Origin of the sequence: Catellatospora sichuanensis (genome assembly GCF_007483665.1) — a bacterium.
Lineage (GTDB): Bacteria > Actinomycetota > Actinomycetes > Mycobacteriales > Micromonosporaceae > Catellatospora > Catellatospora sichuanensis.
The window spans coordinates 206,996-223,406 of record NZ_ML660187.1; the positions used below are offsets into that span (position 1 = coordinate 206,996).

14 protein-coding genes are annotated in these 16,411 nt (G+C 70.4%); 4 read left to right on the forward strand and 10 right to left on the reverse strand.

From position 1 onward, the window contains the following. Nucleotides 1-112: 112 nt before the first annotated feature. From FLL47_RS08170 to FLL47_RS08185, 4 genes are all read right to left on the reverse strand, one after another. Nucleotides 113-1,123 carry a hemolysin family protein gene (locus FLL47_RS08170; protein WP_144119831.1) on the reverse strand — a complete coding sequence of 337 codons (1,011 nt, stop codon included), beginning with the start codon at nt 1,121-1,123 and terminating at the stop codon, nt 113-115. After that, entirely contained in the window at nt 1,116-2,408 is a 1,293-nt protein-coding gene (locus tag FLL47_RS08175; protein WP_144119832.1) for a hemolysin family protein, read from the reverse strand. Before FLL47_RS08175 ends, FLL47_RS08170 begins: the two co-directional genes overlap by 8 nt. A 185-nt stretch (nt 2,409-2,593) precedes the next feature. Continuing rightward, nucleotides 2,594-4,762, reverse strand: coding sequence for a (Fe-S)-binding protein (locus FLL47_RS08180; RefSeq protein ID WP_144119833.1), 2,169 nt, complete (start codon nt 4,760-4,762; stop codon nt 2,594-2,596). A 232-nt stretch (nt 4,763-4,994) separates the two neighbouring features. After that, on the reverse strand, nt 4,995-5,258 hold the full coding sequence (locus tag FLL47_RS08185) for a cell division protein CrgA (RefSeq protein ID WP_120317532.1): 264 nt from the start codon (nt 5,256-5,258) through the stop codon (nt 4,995-4,997). Between the two features lie 115 nt (nt 5,259-5,373). Between FLL47_RS08185 and FLL47_RS08190 the strand changes: the two genes are divergently transcribed. Genes FLL47_RS08190 through FLL47_RS08205 form a run of 4 tightly spaced genes read left to right on the forward strand, consistent with a single transcriptional unit; the run spans nt 5,374 to nt 8,491 of the window. Next, on the forward strand, nt 5,374-6,177 hold the full coding sequence (locus FLL47_RS08190; protein ID WP_144119834.1) for a DUF881 domain-containing protein: 804 nt from the start codon (nt 5,374-5,376) through the stop codon (nt 6,175-6,177). A gap of 18 nt (nt 6,178-6,195) precedes the next feature. Further along, nucleotides 6,196-7,536 (forward strand): class E sortase, encoded by a 1,341-nt coding sequence (locus tag FLL47_RS08195; RefSeq protein WP_246157659.1) that lies wholly within the window; start codon nt 6,196-6,198, stop codon nt 7,534-7,536. Further along, complete coding sequence (locus FLL47_RS08200; RefSeq protein WP_144119835.1) at nt 7,536-7,823, forward strand: hypothetical protein; 288 nt, start codon at nt 7,536-7,538, stop codon at nt 7,821-7,823. The genes FLL47_RS08195 and FLL47_RS08200 overlap by 1 nt, the downstream gene beginning before the upstream one ends. Before the next feature lie 5 nt (nt 7,824-7,828). Next, nucleotides 7,829-8,491 carry an aminodeoxychorismate/anthranilate synthase component II gene (locus FLL47_RS08205; RefSeq protein ID WP_144119836.1) on the forward strand — a complete coding sequence of 221 codons (663 nt, stop codon included), beginning with the start codon at nt 7,829-7,831 and terminating at the stop codon, nt 8,489-8,491. 91 nt (nt 8,492-8,582) lie between these two features. On the opposite strand, the gene pknB is transcribed toward FLL47_RS08205, so the two are convergent. The 6 genes from pknB to FLL47_RS08235 all read right to left on the reverse strand — a co-directional run bounded on the left by pknB (nt 8,583) and on the right by FLL47_RS08235 (nt 16,409). Next, complete coding sequence (gene pknB / locus FLL47_RS08210; RefSeq protein WP_144119837.1) at nt 8,583-10,289, reverse strand: Stk1 family PASTA domain-containing Ser/Thr kinase; 1,707 nt, start codon at nt 10,287-10,289, stop codon at nt 8,583-8,585. Then, complete coding sequence (locus tag FLL47_RS08215; RefSeq protein ID WP_144119838.1) at nt 10,286-11,557, reverse strand: serine/threonine-protein kinase; 1,272 nt, start codon at nt 11,555-11,557, stop codon at nt 10,286-10,288. Before FLL47_RS08215 ends, pknB begins: the two co-directional genes overlap by 4 nt. Further along, nucleotides 11,557-13,077: a peptidoglycan D,D-transpeptidase FtsI family protein gene (locus tag FLL47_RS08220; RefSeq protein WP_144119839.1), complete on the reverse strand. Its 1,521-nt coding sequence runs from the start codon at nt 13,075-13,077 to the stop codon at nt 11,557-11,559. Before FLL47_RS08220 ends, FLL47_RS08215 begins: the two co-directional genes overlap by 1 nt. Beyond that, nucleotides 13,074-14,393, reverse strand: coding sequence for an FtsW/RodA/SpoVE family cell cycle protein (locus FLL47_RS08225; protein ID WP_144119950.1), 1,320 nt, complete (start codon nt 14,391-14,393; stop codon nt 13,074-13,076). The genes FLL47_RS08220 and FLL47_RS08225 overlap by 4 nt, the downstream gene beginning before the upstream one ends. Before the next feature lie 157 nt (nt 14,394-14,550). Next, a complete protein-coding gene (locus FLL47_RS08230) occupies nt 14,551-15,921 on the reverse strand; it encodes a PP2C family serine/threonine-protein phosphatase (protein ID WP_144119840.1) in 1,371 nt (456 codons plus the stop codon). Next, nucleotides 15,918-16,409, reverse strand: a complete 492-nt coding sequence (locus tag FLL47_RS08235; protein ID WP_120317539.1) for an FHA domain-containing protein FhaB/FipA — start codon at nt 16,407-16,409, stop codon at nt 15,918-15,920. The genes FLL47_RS08230 and FLL47_RS08235 overlap by 4 nt, the downstream gene beginning before the upstream one ends. Nucleotides 16,410-16,411: the final 2 nt, after the last annotated feature.

The following is a 16,411-nucleotide window of genomic DNA, read 5'->3' on the forward strand; positions in this document are numbered from 1 at the left end:
TGAGCTGCCCTGATGTCACTCAGCGTGCCCCAGGATTCTCGATCCGCGGGCACGTCGACAGCAGCTCTGACCAGCGCAGGCTTCGCCGCGGTCACGCTCCGTCAGGACCGGGTCATACCGCCGAGGCCATGATGGCGTTCAGCACGTCGTCGAGCGTGACCACACCCACCGGTAGCTGGCCCTCGCTCACCAGCACGATGTGCCGACGCTCGCGCCGCATCGACAGCAGCAGCTCGGCCAGCGAACGGTCCGGCGGCACGATCGCCAGCGGCCGGATCAGCGTGCCCGGGATCGGCTCGCGGCGGCTCGCGCCCTCCATCCCGATCACGTCCTTGATGTGCACGAAGCCCAGCACCCGCCGGGTCCCGCGGGCCACCACCGGGAACCGGGACCGCCCGGTGCGGGTGGCCAGCACCTCCAGCGTGGCCGGCGAGGTGTCGTCGGTGACGATGGTGACCGCCGACCACGGCCGCAGCGCGTCCGCGGCGGTGCGCTGGTGCAGCGCCAGCGCACCCGCGATCCGGGCGTGCTGCTCGGGGTCCAGCAGGCCCTCGGTGTGCGCCTGCTGCACCAGGCCCGCCAGCTCCTCCGCGGTGAACACGGTCTTCACCGCGTCCGCGGCCTCGATCCGCCACAGCCGCAGCACCTTGCGCGACGCCCACTTCATCGCCACCAGCAGCGGCTTGGTGGCGATGCAGAACCCCAGCAGCAGCGGCCCCAGCCAGAGCACGCTGGCCTCCGGCCCGGCCAGGGTGATGTTCTTCGGCACCATCTCGCCGATCACGGTGTGCAGGAAGACCACGATGAGCAGCGCGATCACGAACGCGATCGGGTGCCGCATGTTCTCGGGCAGGCCGAGGGCGTGGAACGCCGGTTCGATGAAATGGGCCAGCGCCGGCTCCGCGATCGCACCCAGCGCCAGCGAGCACAGCGTGATGCCGAGCTGCGCTCCCGCGATCATCAACGGGATCTGGTTCATCGCCGACAGCGCCCAGGCCGCAGGGCGCGAGGTCTGCGCCTTCGGCTCGAGGACGGTACGCCGGGAGGCGATCAGCGCGAACTCCGCGCCGACGAAGAACGCGTTGCCCAGCAGCAGCGCCGCGGTGATCAGCAGTTCAGTCATCGTCGTCGCCCGCCAGCCGGACCAGCCGCACCTGCTCCACCCGGTGCCGGTCCATCTCCACCACGGTGAACTCCCAGTCGTTGGCGACCAGGGCGTCGCCCACCACCGGGATCCGGCCCAGCTCCGCCATCAGGTATCCGCCCAGCGTCTCGTACGGCCCCTCGGGCAGCCGGAACCCGGTCTGCTCGTCCAGCTCGTCCTCGCGCAGCATGCCGTCGACCAGCCAGGTGCGCACGCCGCCGGGCACGGTCACCTCGATCGAGCCCGACTCCTCCTCCTCGGCGGTGTCGTGCTCGTCGGCGATCTCCCCGACCAGCTCCTCGACCAGGTCCTCGATGGTGACCACACCGTCGGTACCGCCGTACTCGTCGACGACGATGGCGAAGTCGGAGCGTCCGGCCCGCAGCGCGGCCACCACCTTGTCCAGGTCCAGCGAGCCCGGCACCAGCACCGGTTCGCGGGCCACGGCGGCGACCGTGGTCAGCGAGCGGCGGGCGGGCGGCACCGCGAGCGCGTCGTTGACCGACACCACGCCGGTGACCGTGTCGAGCGTCTGCTCGTACACCGGGAAGCGGCTGTGCCCGGTCTCCCGCGCGGCCTCGAACAGCTCCGCGACCGTGGCCGAGCCGGCCAGGCCCACCACGTCGATGCGCGGCGTCATCGCCTCGGCGGCGTGTTTGTCACCGAAGCGCACCGTGCGCTGCAGCAACAGGGCGGTGTCCGAGGGCAGCGCACCGGCCTGCGCCGAGATCGCGGCCAGCAGGCCCAGCTCCTCGGGCGAGCGGGCGCTGGCCAGCTCCTCCTGCGGCTCGATGCCCATTCTCCGCACCAGCCAGTTGGCGGTGCCGTTCAGCATGAAGATCAGCGGCTTGAACATGCGCGAGAAGACCCGCATCGGACCGGCCGTACGCAGCGCCACCGGCATCGGCCGGGACAGCGCCGCGTTCTTGGGCACCAGCTCGCCGAAGAGCATGGAGAACAGGGTCGCGATGCCGAGCGAGATCACGTGGCTCAGCCCGGCCGACACGCCCAGTGGCTCGACCAGCGGCCGCAGCGCCGGCTCGGCCAGGTAACCGGTGAGCAGCGCGGTCAGGGTGATGCCCAGCTGTGCGCCGGAGAGCTGGAACGACAGCTCCCGCAGCGCGCGGCGCACCGTGCGGGCCGGGCGCTCACCCCGGTCGGCCCGCGCGTCGATCTCTGCCCGGTCGACCGTGACCAGCGCGAACTCGGCCGCCACGAAGAACGCGGTGCCGACCGTGAGCAGCACGAAGAACAGAATGGGCAGGATGGCGGACAGCGCGTCGATGACGAGATCACCTCAGCGCCCGATTCTGCCAGAACCCCGCACTCCCCCGCCCTCGCGGGCACACCCACCCCCACCTGGCGCAACTCTCGAAGAGTCGCGCCCTCAGCACGTGGCTGAGGGCGCGAGTGTTCAAGAGTTGCGGCCCGAGGGGGCCGGGGGTGGGGTCAGGGGGCGGGGGTGGGTTTGACGGAGCGCAGGAGGACTGAGGCCACGTCGATGACCTCGACCTCTTCCTGGCCCTTGGAGCGGACGCCGTCGGTGATCATCGTGGAGCAGAAGGGGCAGCCGACGGCGATCGTCTTCGCGCCGGTGGCCAGGGCCTCCTCGGTGCGCTCGACGTTGATCCGCTTGCCGATGCGCTCCTCCATCCACATGCGGGCGCCACCGGCGCCGCAGCAGAACGAGCGCTCCTCGCGGCGACCCATCTCCAGGATTCCGGTGCCGCCCCCGGCGGACGTGGTCGAGCCCGCGCCGATGGCCGCGCCGAGGACCTCGCGCGGCGGCGTGAAGACACGGTTGTGCCGGCCAAGGAAGCAGGGGTCGTGGTAGGTCAGCCCGCCGTCGATCGGTGCGACCGGGGTGAGCTTGCCGGTCTTGACCAGGTGGGCCAGCAGCTCGGTGTGGTGCACGATCTCGACCTCGAGACCGAGCTCCTTGTACTCGTTGCCGATGGTGTTGAAGCAGTGCGGGCAGGTCGCGACGATCTTCAGCGCGCCCGACTCCTTGATCGTCTCGACGTTCTGCTGGGCGAGCATCTGGTAGACGAACTCGTTGCCGATGCGCCGGGCCGGGTCGCCGGTGCAGGTCTCGTTGTTGCCGAGGATGGCGAAGTTGACCCCGGCCTCGTTGAGCAGCGTCGCGACAGCGCGGGTGGTCTTCTTCGCCTTGTCCTCGAACGCACCGGCGCAGCCGACCCAGAACAGGTACTCGAACTCCTCCACCTCGCCGACCCGCGGCACGGCGAAGTCCAGGCCCTTGGTCCAGTCCTCGCGGGTGTTGGGCGGCGCGCCCCACGGGTTGCCCTTGTTCTCCAGGTTGCGCAGCATCGCACCGGCCTCCGAAGGGAAGCTCGACTCGATCATCACCTGGTAGCGGCGCATGTCGACGATGTGGTCGACGTGCTCGATGTCGACGGGGCACTGCTCCACGCAGGCGCCGCACATGGTGCAGGACCACAGCGCGTCCGGGTCGATGACGCCCAGCTCGGCCGCGCCGCCGATGAGCGGCCGCTCGGCCTCGGCCAGCGCGAGCACGTTGACGCCGGCCAACTGCTCCGCGGTGGCCTTCTCCTCACCGGACAGGTCCTTGCCGCCGCCTGCCAGCAGGTAGGGGGCCTTGGCGTACGCGTGGTCGCGCAGCGACAGCACGATCAGCTTCGGCGACAGCGGCTTGCCGGTGTTCCAGGCCGGGCACTGGGACTGGCAGCGGCCGCACTCGGTGCAGGTGGAGAAGTCCAGCAGGCCCTTCCAGCCGAAGTGCTCGACCTGGGAGACACCGAAGGTGTCCTTCTCCGGATCGGCCTCTTCTAGGTCGATCGGGGCACCGTTGGAGGTCATCGGCTTGAGCGCGCCGAGCGCGGGCGCGCCGCCGGCGTTGCGCTTGAAGTAGATGTTGGGGAAGGCGAGGAAGCGGTGCCAGGCCACGCCCATGGTCACGTTCAGGCCGATGGTGATCGCCCAGGCCATGGAGACCAGGATCTTGACCAGCGCGGTGATCGTGATGGCGTTCGGCCAGGCGGGCAGGACCGCACCGAGCGCGTGTGACAGCGGGGTGGCCCAGGCCGGGTGGTGGAACATGTCGTTGGCGACCTTGAAACCGCGGATCAGGAAGCCCAGGATCAGCACCGCGAGGATCACGTACTCGACGAAGTAGGCCTGCCACATGGTCGAACCTGCGAAACGCGAGTTCGACGTGCGGCTGGGCCGCTGGCGCAGCCGGATCGCGATCAGCACGATGATCGCCGGGATGCCGAGGATGCCGATCCACTCGGTCACGAACGCGAAGACGTCCCAGCCGCCCAGGATCGGCAGCTCCCAGGCCGGGTTGACCACTTCGAAGTAGGCGCCCGCGACGAGCGTCGACAGCACGACGAAGCCGATCATCACGAACCAGTGCGCCGCGCCCACCACGGACCACTTGAACATCCGGGTGTGGCCGAGGGTCTCCCGGAACATGGTGGCGAGGCGGGTGCCGCGATCGTTGGACCGGGAGGGGTCGGGCTGGCCGAGCCTGATCACGGCGAACATCTGCCGCACCGCCCGTACGACCAGCGCCACCGCGACCGCGGTCACGGCGACTGCGATGACCGTACTGACGATCTGTACGCCGCCCATACCCACGCCTCCCTGCGTCGGAACAGCCCTGTGTATAAACCCCACCGCAGCCTACGCCCTAGTTACCGTTCAGTAATGTGAGGGTTCGCACAGGCTGACCACCACCCTAGGGCAGCAGCAGGTCACCGGGGGTCGGACGGGTCCGGACAGCAACCGGGGTCACAACCGCTGCGCACACGCGCAGACAGGCCGCGACCCCGGATCGCGAGCTATCGTGGAGCGCTGCTGAAGCTCAGCGCCACTTGGAGAGCAGACCGAGCGCGCCGACCATGGCGCCGAAGCCGACAGCGAGGTTCCAGTACCCCCAGCCCTGCACCGGGTACAGCGTCTCGGACAGGTAGTACACGACCAGCCAGGCGATACCGAAAACGATCAAGCTGACCGCGGTGATCGGCAGCCAGATCGGGCTCGGCTTCTTGTCCGCGGCGGTCGCCGAGGGCACCACGTCGGTAGGCGGCGTGTAAATCTTCTTCTTGCGGACCTGCGACTTCGGCACGGTTGTCTCCTGGAGGGGCCCTGCCCACACCGGTCGATGACCTTGAGCATGGGCCTGAATAATGTTCGACAGATAGCGTAGTCAGATCGTCGCGTTTTGGCACGGAGGGGGAGTGGTGGAATACACATCCGGCACCTCGTCATGGCGTAAAGCCGTACTCCGAGCCGGGCGCGCGTTCAGCCGCCTGCCCGGCCGACGCCGCAGCGGGTGGACCCTCGGCGTGCCGTTGATCGCGGCCATCGCCGGTCTGCTGTTCACCGTGAGCGCGACCACCTCCCAGGGGACCACGCTACGCGAGGACAACAGCGTCCGGCTGGACCAACTGGTGGGTAAGAAAGAAACCGAGGTCGGCGCGGCCGTCCAGAACGTGAACCAGCTGCGTGCCGACATCGACGCGCTGACCGGCAAGCAGGCCGGCGGCGATGGCCCGCTCGCGGCCGAACGCACCCGCGGCGAGGGTTACCTGGCCGACGCCGGCCTGACCGCGGTGCACGGCCCAGGCCTGACCGTACGCATGGACGACGCGCCGCCCGGCGGCAACGGCCTGTCCACCGGAGCCACCCAGGACGACCTGGTGGTGCACCAGCAGGACGTACAGGCCGTGGTCAACGCGCTCTGGGCGGGTGGGGCCGAGGCCATGACGATCATGGGCGTACGGGTCGTCACCACCACCGCCGTGCTGTGCGTCGGCAACACCCTGCTGCTCGAGGGACGGCGCTACTCCCCCGAGTTCGTGATCTCGGCGATCGGCGACCCGGCCCGCCTGCAGGCATCGCTCGACGCAGCCCTCGGCGTCCAGGCGTTCCGGGACGCTGTACGCGCATACGGCCTGGGATATAGCGTCACCCGCGAGACGGACATCGTCGCTCCCGCGTACCAGGGATCGGTGCTGCTGCGCCATGCTTCGGTGCCGCGTTAGTAAGAGCCGGAGACACGGATGAGCAGGCATCGGGCGCACGAACCCGAGGACGACGAGACGACCACGTTCCCCCGCGTGGCCGACGCCGCGCCGAAGACGGACGCCGCGTCCATCACCGGCGTGCTGCCCGTCGTCCCCGCGGCGGACGCCACCACGGTGCTGCCCGTGATCACCTCCACCACCGCCCCGCCGTCGCCCCGACCCGCCACACCACCCGCACCACCGAACCCGGTGGCACCGCAGCGCCCGGCGGCGCCGTCGAACGTGGCCACGCCGGTCAGCCAGGCCGCATCACCGAGCGCCGTAACGCTGTCGAGCCCGGCGGCACCGCTCAATCCGGCGGCACCGCTCAGTCCGGCGGCACCGCTCAGTCCGGCGGCACCGCTCAGTCCGGCGGCGGCCGACGTGACCACGCAGCTGCCCCGGATCACGGACCAGACCACCCAGCTGCCACGGGTCACCCGGCCCGCGCCCACGATGGCGACCGGGCGGGCCGCGGCCACCGACGAGACCGGCCTGCTGGGCGCGATCCCGCCCGCGCCGCCACCGTCGCCTGAAGACGTCGCCAAGCCGTCGCCGCGACCCCGCTGGAGCGGGGAGCCGCCACCGCCCCCGGTCAAGGCGATCCGAGCCGGCGACAAGAACTACCGGAGCATCCACTCCGAGTACACCCGCACCACGGTCGGCTCGGTGATCCGCACGACGCTGCGCGGCACCGGCGAACTCATGATCACTTTCGGCCTGGTCATCCTGCTGTTCGCCGGGTACGAGGTGTGGGGCAAGACCGCCATCGTCGACGCCCACCAGAGCCAGCTCGAGCAGCAACTGAACTGGGACGAGCCGACCGTCGGCCCGACCCCGTCGGTGTCCGCCTCCCCGCTGGCGCCGCTGCCCGGCAACGCGGTGGCGAAGCTCTACCTGCCCACGCTGAAGAAGCACTGGGTGGTGGTGCAGGGCGTGACCCAGAAGGACATCCGGTTCGCTCCCGGCCACTACCCCAACAGCGCGATGCCGGGCCAGAAGGGCAACTTCTCGGTGGCCGGCCACCGCAATCGGGCCACCTTCTGGGACCTCGACAAGCTGAGGCCCGCCGAGGACGGCAAACCTGCCGACCGGATCGTGGTGGAGACGCCCACCACCTTCTACGTCTACGAGGTGGTCAAGCAGCGCATCGTGCTGCCGACCGCGGTGGAGGTGGTGCGCGCGGTGCCGCCGTCCATGGAAGCGGGCAAGCTGATCACGCTGACCACCTGCAATCCCAAGTTCGACAACTACCAGCGGCTGATCATCCACGGCAAGCTCGTCGACGAGCAGCCGCGCTCCGAGGGACGCCCGGTCGAGCTGGCGGGGATGGCCTGATGTACGCGTGGATCTGGCGCAAACTGCCCTTCGGCCTCGGCGGCAAGCTGACCGGCTCGGTGGTGCTGCTCGGCGTGCTCGGCGCGCTGCTGTGGTACGTGATCTTCCCGTGGGCCGAGCCGCTGCTGCCCTTCGACGATGTCCAGGTCGGCGACCCCGACAGCGGATACTCGCAGCTGGACGAGACGTTCCCGGATCCGTCGGGCACGCCGTCGCAGGAGCCGGGCGACGGCCACGACATCCCGTACGACACCGGGGAGACCCCGGTGCCGACGCCGAGCAGGTGAGGGCCATGCGCGTTCTCGTGATCGACAACTACGACTCGTTCGTCTACAACCTGGTGCAGTACCTCGGGCAGCTCGGGGTGGAGTGCGAGGTGCGGCGCAACGACGAGATCAGCGTCGCCGACGTCGGGCGGGTCGGGGCGGCCGGCGTGCTGCTGTCCCCCGGGCCGGGCGCGCCCGAGTCGGCCGGCATCTGCCTCGACGTCATCGCCGAGTACGCCGGGAAGATCCCGCTGTTCGGGGTGTGCCTGGGCCACCAGGCCATCGGGCAGGCCTTCGGGGGCACGGTGACCCGCGCCCCGGAGCTGCTGCACGGCAAGACGTCCCAGGTCACGCATACCGGTGTCGGCGTGCTGGCGGGCCTGCCGGACCCGTTCACGGCCACCCGATACCACTCCCTGGCCGTCCTCGAGAACACCCTGCCCGCGGAGATCGAGGTCACCGGGCGTACCGCGCCTGTCGACGGCTCAGCGGGGGTGGTGATGGCCATGCGGCACCGCACGCTGCCGATCGAGGGCGTGCAGTTCCACCCGGAGTCGGTGCTCACCCAGGGCGGCCATCTGATGCTGGCGAACTGGCTGGCCTCCTGCGGCTACCCGCAGGCCCTGGACCGTGCACCCGAGCTGGCCGAAGAGGTCGAGCAGCGCCGCCTGGCGGCCTTCCCCGCCTGAACCGGCCCGGCCGACGAGGGCCGGGACGACGGCCCCGGAACGACGACGGCGCCCGCTCCCCGAAGGGAACGGGCGCCGGTCACGTCTGCCGTCAGCCGGGCTGCGAAGGCGTCACGGACGGCGAAGGCGGCGGCTCCTGCTCCTTGAGCTGGAACACCACCAGAGTGATCGTGGTGCCCTTGGGCTTCAGCGTGTCCTTCTTCGGGTCCTGCTCCTGCACGGTGCCGACCTTGCTCTGATCATCGGTCAGATCGCCCGGCACGATCTTGTTGCCGAGGCCGAGGCCGGTCAGGATCGCGATCGCGTCGGCCTGCGTCTTGCCGACCAGGGACGGGACCTTGACCAGGCCCTTGGAGACGATCACCGTCACGGTGCCGCCCTCGGAGATCAGCTCGTTCTCCTTGGGGCTGGTCTCCAGCACCTGACCGGCCTGCGCGTCGCTGTCCTTCTCCTTGAACACCGGCACCAGGCCGAGCGCGGTCAGCTGGCTCTCCGCGTTGGCGCGATTCGAGCCGACCAGCGGCGGCACCTTGACCTGCGGCTTGCCGCCGCAGATCTGGAAGGTGACCTCGCTCTGCTCCCGGACCTCGCGGCCCTTGGCGGGGTCCTGCTTGAAGACGGTGTTCTCGGTGCAGTCCGACTGCCGCAGCGGCTCGCCGAGCCGCGGCTTGAGACCCGCCGCGGTCACGGCCTCCCGCGCCTGCTGCTCGGTCAACCCGAACAGGTCCGGGACAGAGACGTCCTTGGGCTGGTTGGCCAGGATCAGGCCGGCGGTCAGCGCCACCACGGCCAGCACGCCCAGCGCGGTCAGCGTCGCGATGACCCAGCCGGAGGCGCGGCGGCGGCGGGCGTCGCCGACCCGGGCGGGGGCGTTGCGGTTGGTGTTGGTCCGCGTGGCCGCGGTCATCGGGACCGTCTGCTCCTCGCGGAGCACCGGCGTCGCCAGGACCGGTCGGCCCGCGGCGGCGCGCAGCAGGTCGGCACGCATCTCGCCGGCCGACTGGTAGCGGTTGGCCGGGTTCTTCGACAGCGCCTTGAGCACGACCGCGTCGACGTCGGGGGTGACGTCGCGGTTGGACTCGCTCGGCGCCGGCGGCTCCTCCCGCACGTGCTGGTAGGCCACCGCCACCGGGGAGTCGCCGACGAACGGCGGGTGTCCGCAGAGCAGCTCGAACAGCACGCAACCGGCGGCGTACACGTCGGAGCGGGCGTCCACGGCCTCACCGCGGGCCTGCTCCGGGGAGAGGTACTGCGCGGTGCCGATGACGGCGGAGGTCTGCGTCATGGTGGTCGCGCCGGACGCGAGCGCCCGCGCGATGCCGAAGTCCATGACCTTGACCTGGGCGTTCGGCGTGAACATGACGTTGCCGGGCTTGATGTCCCGGTGGATGATGCCGTGCCGGTGGCTGAACTCCAGCGCGGCGCAGATGTCCGCGGTGATCTCCATGGCCCGCCGGGGCATCAGTCGCCCCTCGGCGGCCAGCACCTCCTTGAGGGTGCGGCCGGCCACGAACTCCATGACGATGTAGGGCAGGACCTCGCCGGTGGGCCCGCGCTCCTCGCCGGTGTCGTAGACCGCGACGATCGCCGGGTGGTTCAGCGCCGCGGCGTTCTGTGCCTCGCGGCGGAACCGCATCTGGAACGTCGCGTCCCGGGCCAGGTCCGTGCGCAGCAATTTGATCGCGACGTCGCGCCCGAGGCGCAGGTCACGTCCCCGGTGCACCTCGGCCATGCCGCCGTAGCCGAGCAACTCGCCGACTTGATACCTGCCACCCAGCAGGCGGGCCTGCGCGTTCATCGCGTACGTCGTCCTTCGGTCATTGGGTCCATGCTCACGTGGTCAGCCCCGTTCAGCCATCCGCCAGCCGAAAGTGTGACGATTTCGGAATGTGCCGGGCTGCTCCGGGCATTTTCCTTGTCCTTGGCCTTTTTGGCCTCCCAGCCGAGCCAACCGGCGCAAGCGAGCACTGCCAGCATCCCGACGACCACCAGGACCACGGTCAGGGCAGTCCGGCCGCCACCACCGGCGGGCGCGGGAGCCTGCGGCCCGTACGGTACCCCGTGGACGGGGGTCAGTGAGGCAGGCGCAGCCGGGACGGGTGCAGATCCTCGCTGGTAGCCCCCGTTGGGGCGAACCGGAACGGGGGTCGCCGGGCTCAGCGGGCGCGACGGCCCCGGCGAGACCGGGCTGGCCGAGACCGGGCTCGGCGAGACCGGCTGCACGGGCAGCATCGGCCCGCTGCCGTGGGTCAGCGCGCCGGCGGCCTGCCGGGCGGCGTTGGCGAACGCCGCCGCTGTCGGCCACCGGTTGCCGGGCTCCTTGGCCATGGCCCGCTCGACGATCTGGCGCACCACCGGCGGGATGTCGTTCGGCATCGCCTTCGGGGTGCCGGTGACGTGCTTCATCGCGATCTCTAGCGGGGTGTCGCCGTCGTACGGCCGGTGCCCGGTGAGGCACTGGTAGGCCACCACACCCAGCGAGTAGACGTCGGAGATGGCTGATGCGCCGACCCCGGAAGCCTGCTCCGGGGCCAGGTAGGAGGCAGTGCCCATGACCGCGCCGGTGGCCGTCAGCTGGCTGGCCGCCGCCGACCGGGCGATGCCGAAGTCGGTCAGCACCAGCGTGCCGTTGGGGCGCACCAGCAGGTTGCCCGGCTTCACGTCGCGGTGCACGATGCCCTTGTCATGGGCGGCCTGCAGCGCGTCGGCCGCCTGCGCGATCAGCAGCATGGTGCGGGACGGGGTGAGCCGGCCGACCTTGTTGAGCGTGCGGGAGAGCGGGTCGCCCTCGATCAGCTCCATGATCAGGTACGCCAGGTGCTGGTCGTTGCCGAAGTCGTAGATGCGCACGACGCCCGGGTGGTTGATGCCGGCCATCGTCTTGGCCTCGGCGTGGAAGCGCTTGACGAAGCCCGGCTCCTCCAGCAGCGCCGACAGCATGATCTTGATGGCGACGGTCCGGTCGAGCACGTCGTCGGTGCCCTTCCAGACGTCACCCATGCCGCCGGAGGCGATCCGCGAATCGATACGGTAACGGCCGTTGAGCACGGTGCCAGGGGAGACCATCACTTGCCACCCTTGTCCTCGATCACGCCTTTCATGACCAGCCCGGCGATCCGGGCCGCTTCCCCGCTGCCGCCCTTGCCTGCGTCGTCCAGGATGACTGCGACAGCGGCGACCGCTCGACCGTCCTTCATCGCGAATCCGATGAACCAGCCATCGGATCCGGCGTTGGCCTCCTCGTCAGCGGTGCCCGTGCCGGTCTTGCCGCCGACCACGTACCCGTTGATCTGGGCCTTCTTGCCGGTGCCGTTCTCGACAACGCTGACCATCATCTCGCGCAGCTGCGCCGCCTCGCTTGCCGTGCAGCTGCGTCGCAGCTCCTTCGGGGCCGCGGCGTACAGGCCGGTGGTGAGGTCCGGCCCGACCAGCCGCTCGACCAGGTACGGCCGCATCTGCGAGCAGTCGTTGGCGATCGCCGCGGCGACCATCGCGTTCTGCAGCGGGGTCACCCGGACCTCATTGAGGCCGATCGACGAGATCGCGATGTTCGGCTTGTCGTCGCCGCCCGAGCTGGTGGTCAGCGGGCCGAGCACGCTCTCCTCGACCCGCATGCCGCGGTCGGTCGCGGACAGGTTGCCGACCCGCAGGCTGTCGTCGTAGAAGCCGAAGGCCCGCGCGGTGTCGTTGAGCCGCTGCGAGCCGAGCTCCACGCCGAGGCGGGCGAACGCCGTGTTGCAGGAGACGGTCAGCGCCTCCTTCAGCGTCATCTGCTCCTGGGGGCAGGTCGACGACGTCGCGTTGCGGATGATGTGCGTGGTGCCCGGCGCCTGGTAGCCCGGACCCGCCAGCAGCGGAGTGTCGGGGTTGCGGTTGGCGGACAGCGCCGCGGCCGACACCAGCACCTTGAACGTCGACGCCGGCGGGTAGGTCTCCTGCAGCGCGCGGTTCAGCAGCGGGTTGCCGGCCTGGCCTTCCAGCCGCTTGTACGCGTCGCTCGCCTTGGCGTCGTGGGCGACCAGCGGGTTCGGGTCGAAGCTCGGGAAGGAGGCCAGGGCGAGGATCGCGCCGGTGTTCGGGTCCAGCGCCACCACCGCGCCCGACTTCGCGCCGATCTTGTTCTTGACCAGCTGCTCGTAGGCGGTGTCCTGCGCGGTCTTGGACAGCGTCAGCGTCACGTTGCCGCCGGCGGTGTGCGAGCCGGTGAAGATGTCACGCAGCCGGTCGGCGAAGAGCTTGTCGGACGTGCCGGAGAGGATGTCGTTCTCCAGCTGCTCGACCCCGGTCGCCGTGCCGTTGACCGGCTTGTAGCCGATCACGTGCGCGTACGCGGCGCCGCCGGGGTAGCTGCGCAGGTACTTCAGGTTGTTCTTGGTGGCCGTGGAGAGCGCGATCGGCTTGCTGCCGGGGTTGCTCACCATGATGTAGCCGCGCTGGCGGTCGTACTCGTCGATCTGCACGCGGCCGTTGTAGGGACTGGTCCGGTAGTCGTTGCCCTTGTACGCCTGGACCCAGTTCAGGTTGGCGAAGAGCAGGCCGAACAGCACCATCACGACCACGCCGACTCGTCGCAGAGGGGCGTTCACCGGCGTACACCTCCCGTCGATGCGGGCGTGCGCGCCGCGTCTGAGATCCGCAGCAGCAACGCGATCAGCAGCCAGTTGGCCACCAGCGACGAGCCGCCCGCGGACAGGAACGGCGTGGTCTGACCCGTCAGCGGGATCAGCTTGCTCACCCCACCGATGATCACGAACACCTGCAGCGCCAGCGTGAACGCCAGGCCACCGGCCAGCAGCTTGCCGAACGAGTCGCGCACGGCCAGCGCGGCGCGCAGGCCGCGGGACACCACGAGCAGGTACAGCGCCAGCATGGCGGTGAGGCCGAACAGGCCGATCTCCTCGCCCATGCCGGCGAAGATGAAGTCGTTGCGCACCTCGGGGACCAGCAGCGGGTTGCCCGCGCCGGGGCCGGTGCCGAACATGCCGCCGGTGCCCAGGCCGAGCATCGACTGGACGAGCTGGTAGCCGCGGTCGTACGGCTCGGCGAACGGGTCCAGCCAGATCTCGACCCGCTGGCCGAAGTTGGTGAACGGGCCGCCGACCGCGCCGGCCAGCAGATATGCCAGCACGGCGCCGCCGAAGAACAGCACCAGACCGATGATCAGCCAGCTGACCCGCTCGGTGGCGACGTAGAGCGTCACCACGAACATGCCGAAGTACAGCAGCGAGGTGCCCAGGTCCTTCTCGAAGATGAGGACCAGGAGGCTCATCGCCCAGACCACGATGACCGGGCCCAGGTCGCGCCCGCGGGGGAAGTCGATGCCGAGGAAGCGGCGGCTGGCCAGCGCCAGCACCTCGCGCTTGCGGACCAGGTAGTAGGCGAAGAAGGCCAGCAGCATCAGCTTGGCGAACTCACCGGGCTGGATGGCGAAGAAGCTGCCGAACCGGATCCACAGCTTGGCGCCGTTGACCTCGGAGACGCTGCTCGGCAGCACCGCGGGCAGCAGCACCAGGACGATACCGGCCAGGCCGAGCGTCCAGGCGTACTTGGACACCTCGCGGTGGTCGCGCACGAACCACAGCAGCGCCATCGCGCCGGTCACCGCGATCAGCGTCCAGAGCAGCTGCTTGCCGCCGTCCCCCGCGAAGATCGCGAGTTCGGGCCGGTCGTCGATCTTCGCCCGGCCCAGGTCGAGTCGGCGCAGGAACGCCACGCCGAGACCGTTGAGCAGCGCCACGGTCGGCACCAGCACCGGGTCGGCGAATGGTGCACGCAGCCGGATGACCACGTGCAGCGCCAGGAAGACGGCGGTCAGCACGCCCACCGGGTACCAGAAGTCCATCGTGACCGTGTCGAGCATGTTCGCCTCGACCGCCGCCAGGTAACCGGCGACCATGGCCATGGCGAGCAGGAGCAGCCACAGCTCGGTGCGGCGCACCCTGCGGGCCGCCGGATCCAGGCGCAGCAGCGACGGCTTCGCCGCCGCCGGCGTCTCGGGGACGGCGGCGGCCGCTGCTGCGGGAGGGGCGGTATGGGGGGTGGTCACGACGTCCTCATGCTCAATTCGGCCGGCAGGGCACCGGACTCGGCACCACCGGCTCGCTGGGCGGGCTGCTCGCGTCGGCGGCCGGCAACGGGGTGGCCGTCGGCGTGGCCCCGGCCGACGGCGTGGCCGACGGGGAGGGGCTGGCCGAGGTCGGGCAGCTGGGCAGGATGTTCATGTTGGCCGGATCGTCGCGGATCAGGTTCTCCAGCCGGGAGACCGCGTCGGCCTCGCTGTCGGCCTGGATGCCCTTGCGCACCTGTTCCTGCGCGACGCTGGTCAGGTCGTCCAGGGTGACCTCGCTGACCTGCTCCGCCTGGGACAGGTCGAAGCCCGCGATCTGGCCCGGCACGCCGCGGAATATCGCCACCTGCCCGGCCTCGGTCGCGCCGATGTAGTAGCGCGACTGGGAGTAGTCCCAGGCGAACCAGACACCCGCGCCGAGCACCACGAGCAGGCCCAGCACGAGCAGCCCGGCACGCACCGGGTGCCGGGCGCGCCGCGCCGCCGGTTCCGCGACCGGAGCCGGGGGCTCGGCCGCGGCCGGGCGTGGCGTGGCGGTCAGCGCCGAGGCGCGGGCCGCCGGGGTCGACTCGACCTGCGCCTCGCTCGTGTTGCCGCGATCACGGGCGGCCGCGCCGCCGACCACGGGCGCCTGCTCGACGATGTCCTCGTCGGTGGCGTCCGCGATGATCACGGTGATGTTGTCCGGTCCGCCGCCCCGCAGCGCGAGCGCGATGAGGCGCTCCACGCAGGCCGTCGGGTCGACGTACTCGCGCATGGTCTGCCCGATGGTCTCCGCGCTGACCACGCCCGACAGTCCGTCGGAGCAGATCAGGTAGCGGTCGCCGGGGTGCACCGGCCGGACGGTGTAGTCCGGCTCGATGTCGCGCCCGTCCATCGCGCGGGTGAGCAGCGAGCGCTGGGGATGGCTGCTGGCCTCCTCCGCGCTGATGCGACCCTCGTCCACCAGCATCTGGACGTACGTGTCGTCCTTGGTGATCTGGTTGAACTCGCCGTCGCGCAGGAGGTAGGCCCGCGAGTCGCCGATATGGGCCATGCCCAGTTTGGAGCCGGTGAAGAGCATCGCGGTCAGGGTGGTGCCCATACCCTCCAGGTGGGGGTTGGCGTCCACGGTGTCGCGAAGCTGCTGGTTGGCGAGATTGACGGCCGATCGAAGGGCGTCGACGATCGCATCGCCGGGGACGTCCTCGTCGAGCGGGGCCATGGCGCCGATGACGATGTTGCTGGCGACGTCACCGGCGGCCATGCCGCCCATGCCGTCGGCAACGGCGAGCAGCCGCGGCCCAGCGTAGACGGAGTCCTGGTTTCCGTCTCGGATGAGGCCGCGGTCACTGCGGGCCGCGTAGCGCAGGATGATTGTCATGGCCGTAATTCGAGGGACGTGCGGCCGATGCGAATCGGCACGCCGAGGGGTACGGGAGTAGGTCCGCTCACCTTGCTGCGGTCCAGATACGTGCCATTGGTCGAGCCGAGGTCCTCCACCATCCACTGCCCGTCCCGGGGGACCAGGCGGGCATGGCGGGCGGAGGCGTAGTCGTCGGTGATGACGAGTGTGGAGTCCTCCGCCCGGCCGATGGTGATCGGAGCCTCGCCCAGTGTGATCTTGGTGCCGGCGAGCGAGCCCGCCGTGACCACCAAGGTGTGCGCGGCCCGGCCTTTCTTGACCTTGGCCGGGCGCGCGCTGCCCGCCGCCTGCGCGGCACCCGCGACCCCGCGGGGCGCGGCGACCAGCCGACTCGTACGCGAGCCGGCGAACAGATCCCGTCGGATGACACCGACCACCGTGAACACGAAGATCCACAGCAGCACGAGGAAACCGAAGCGGGCGGCGGTGAGGACGATTTCGGGCAAGG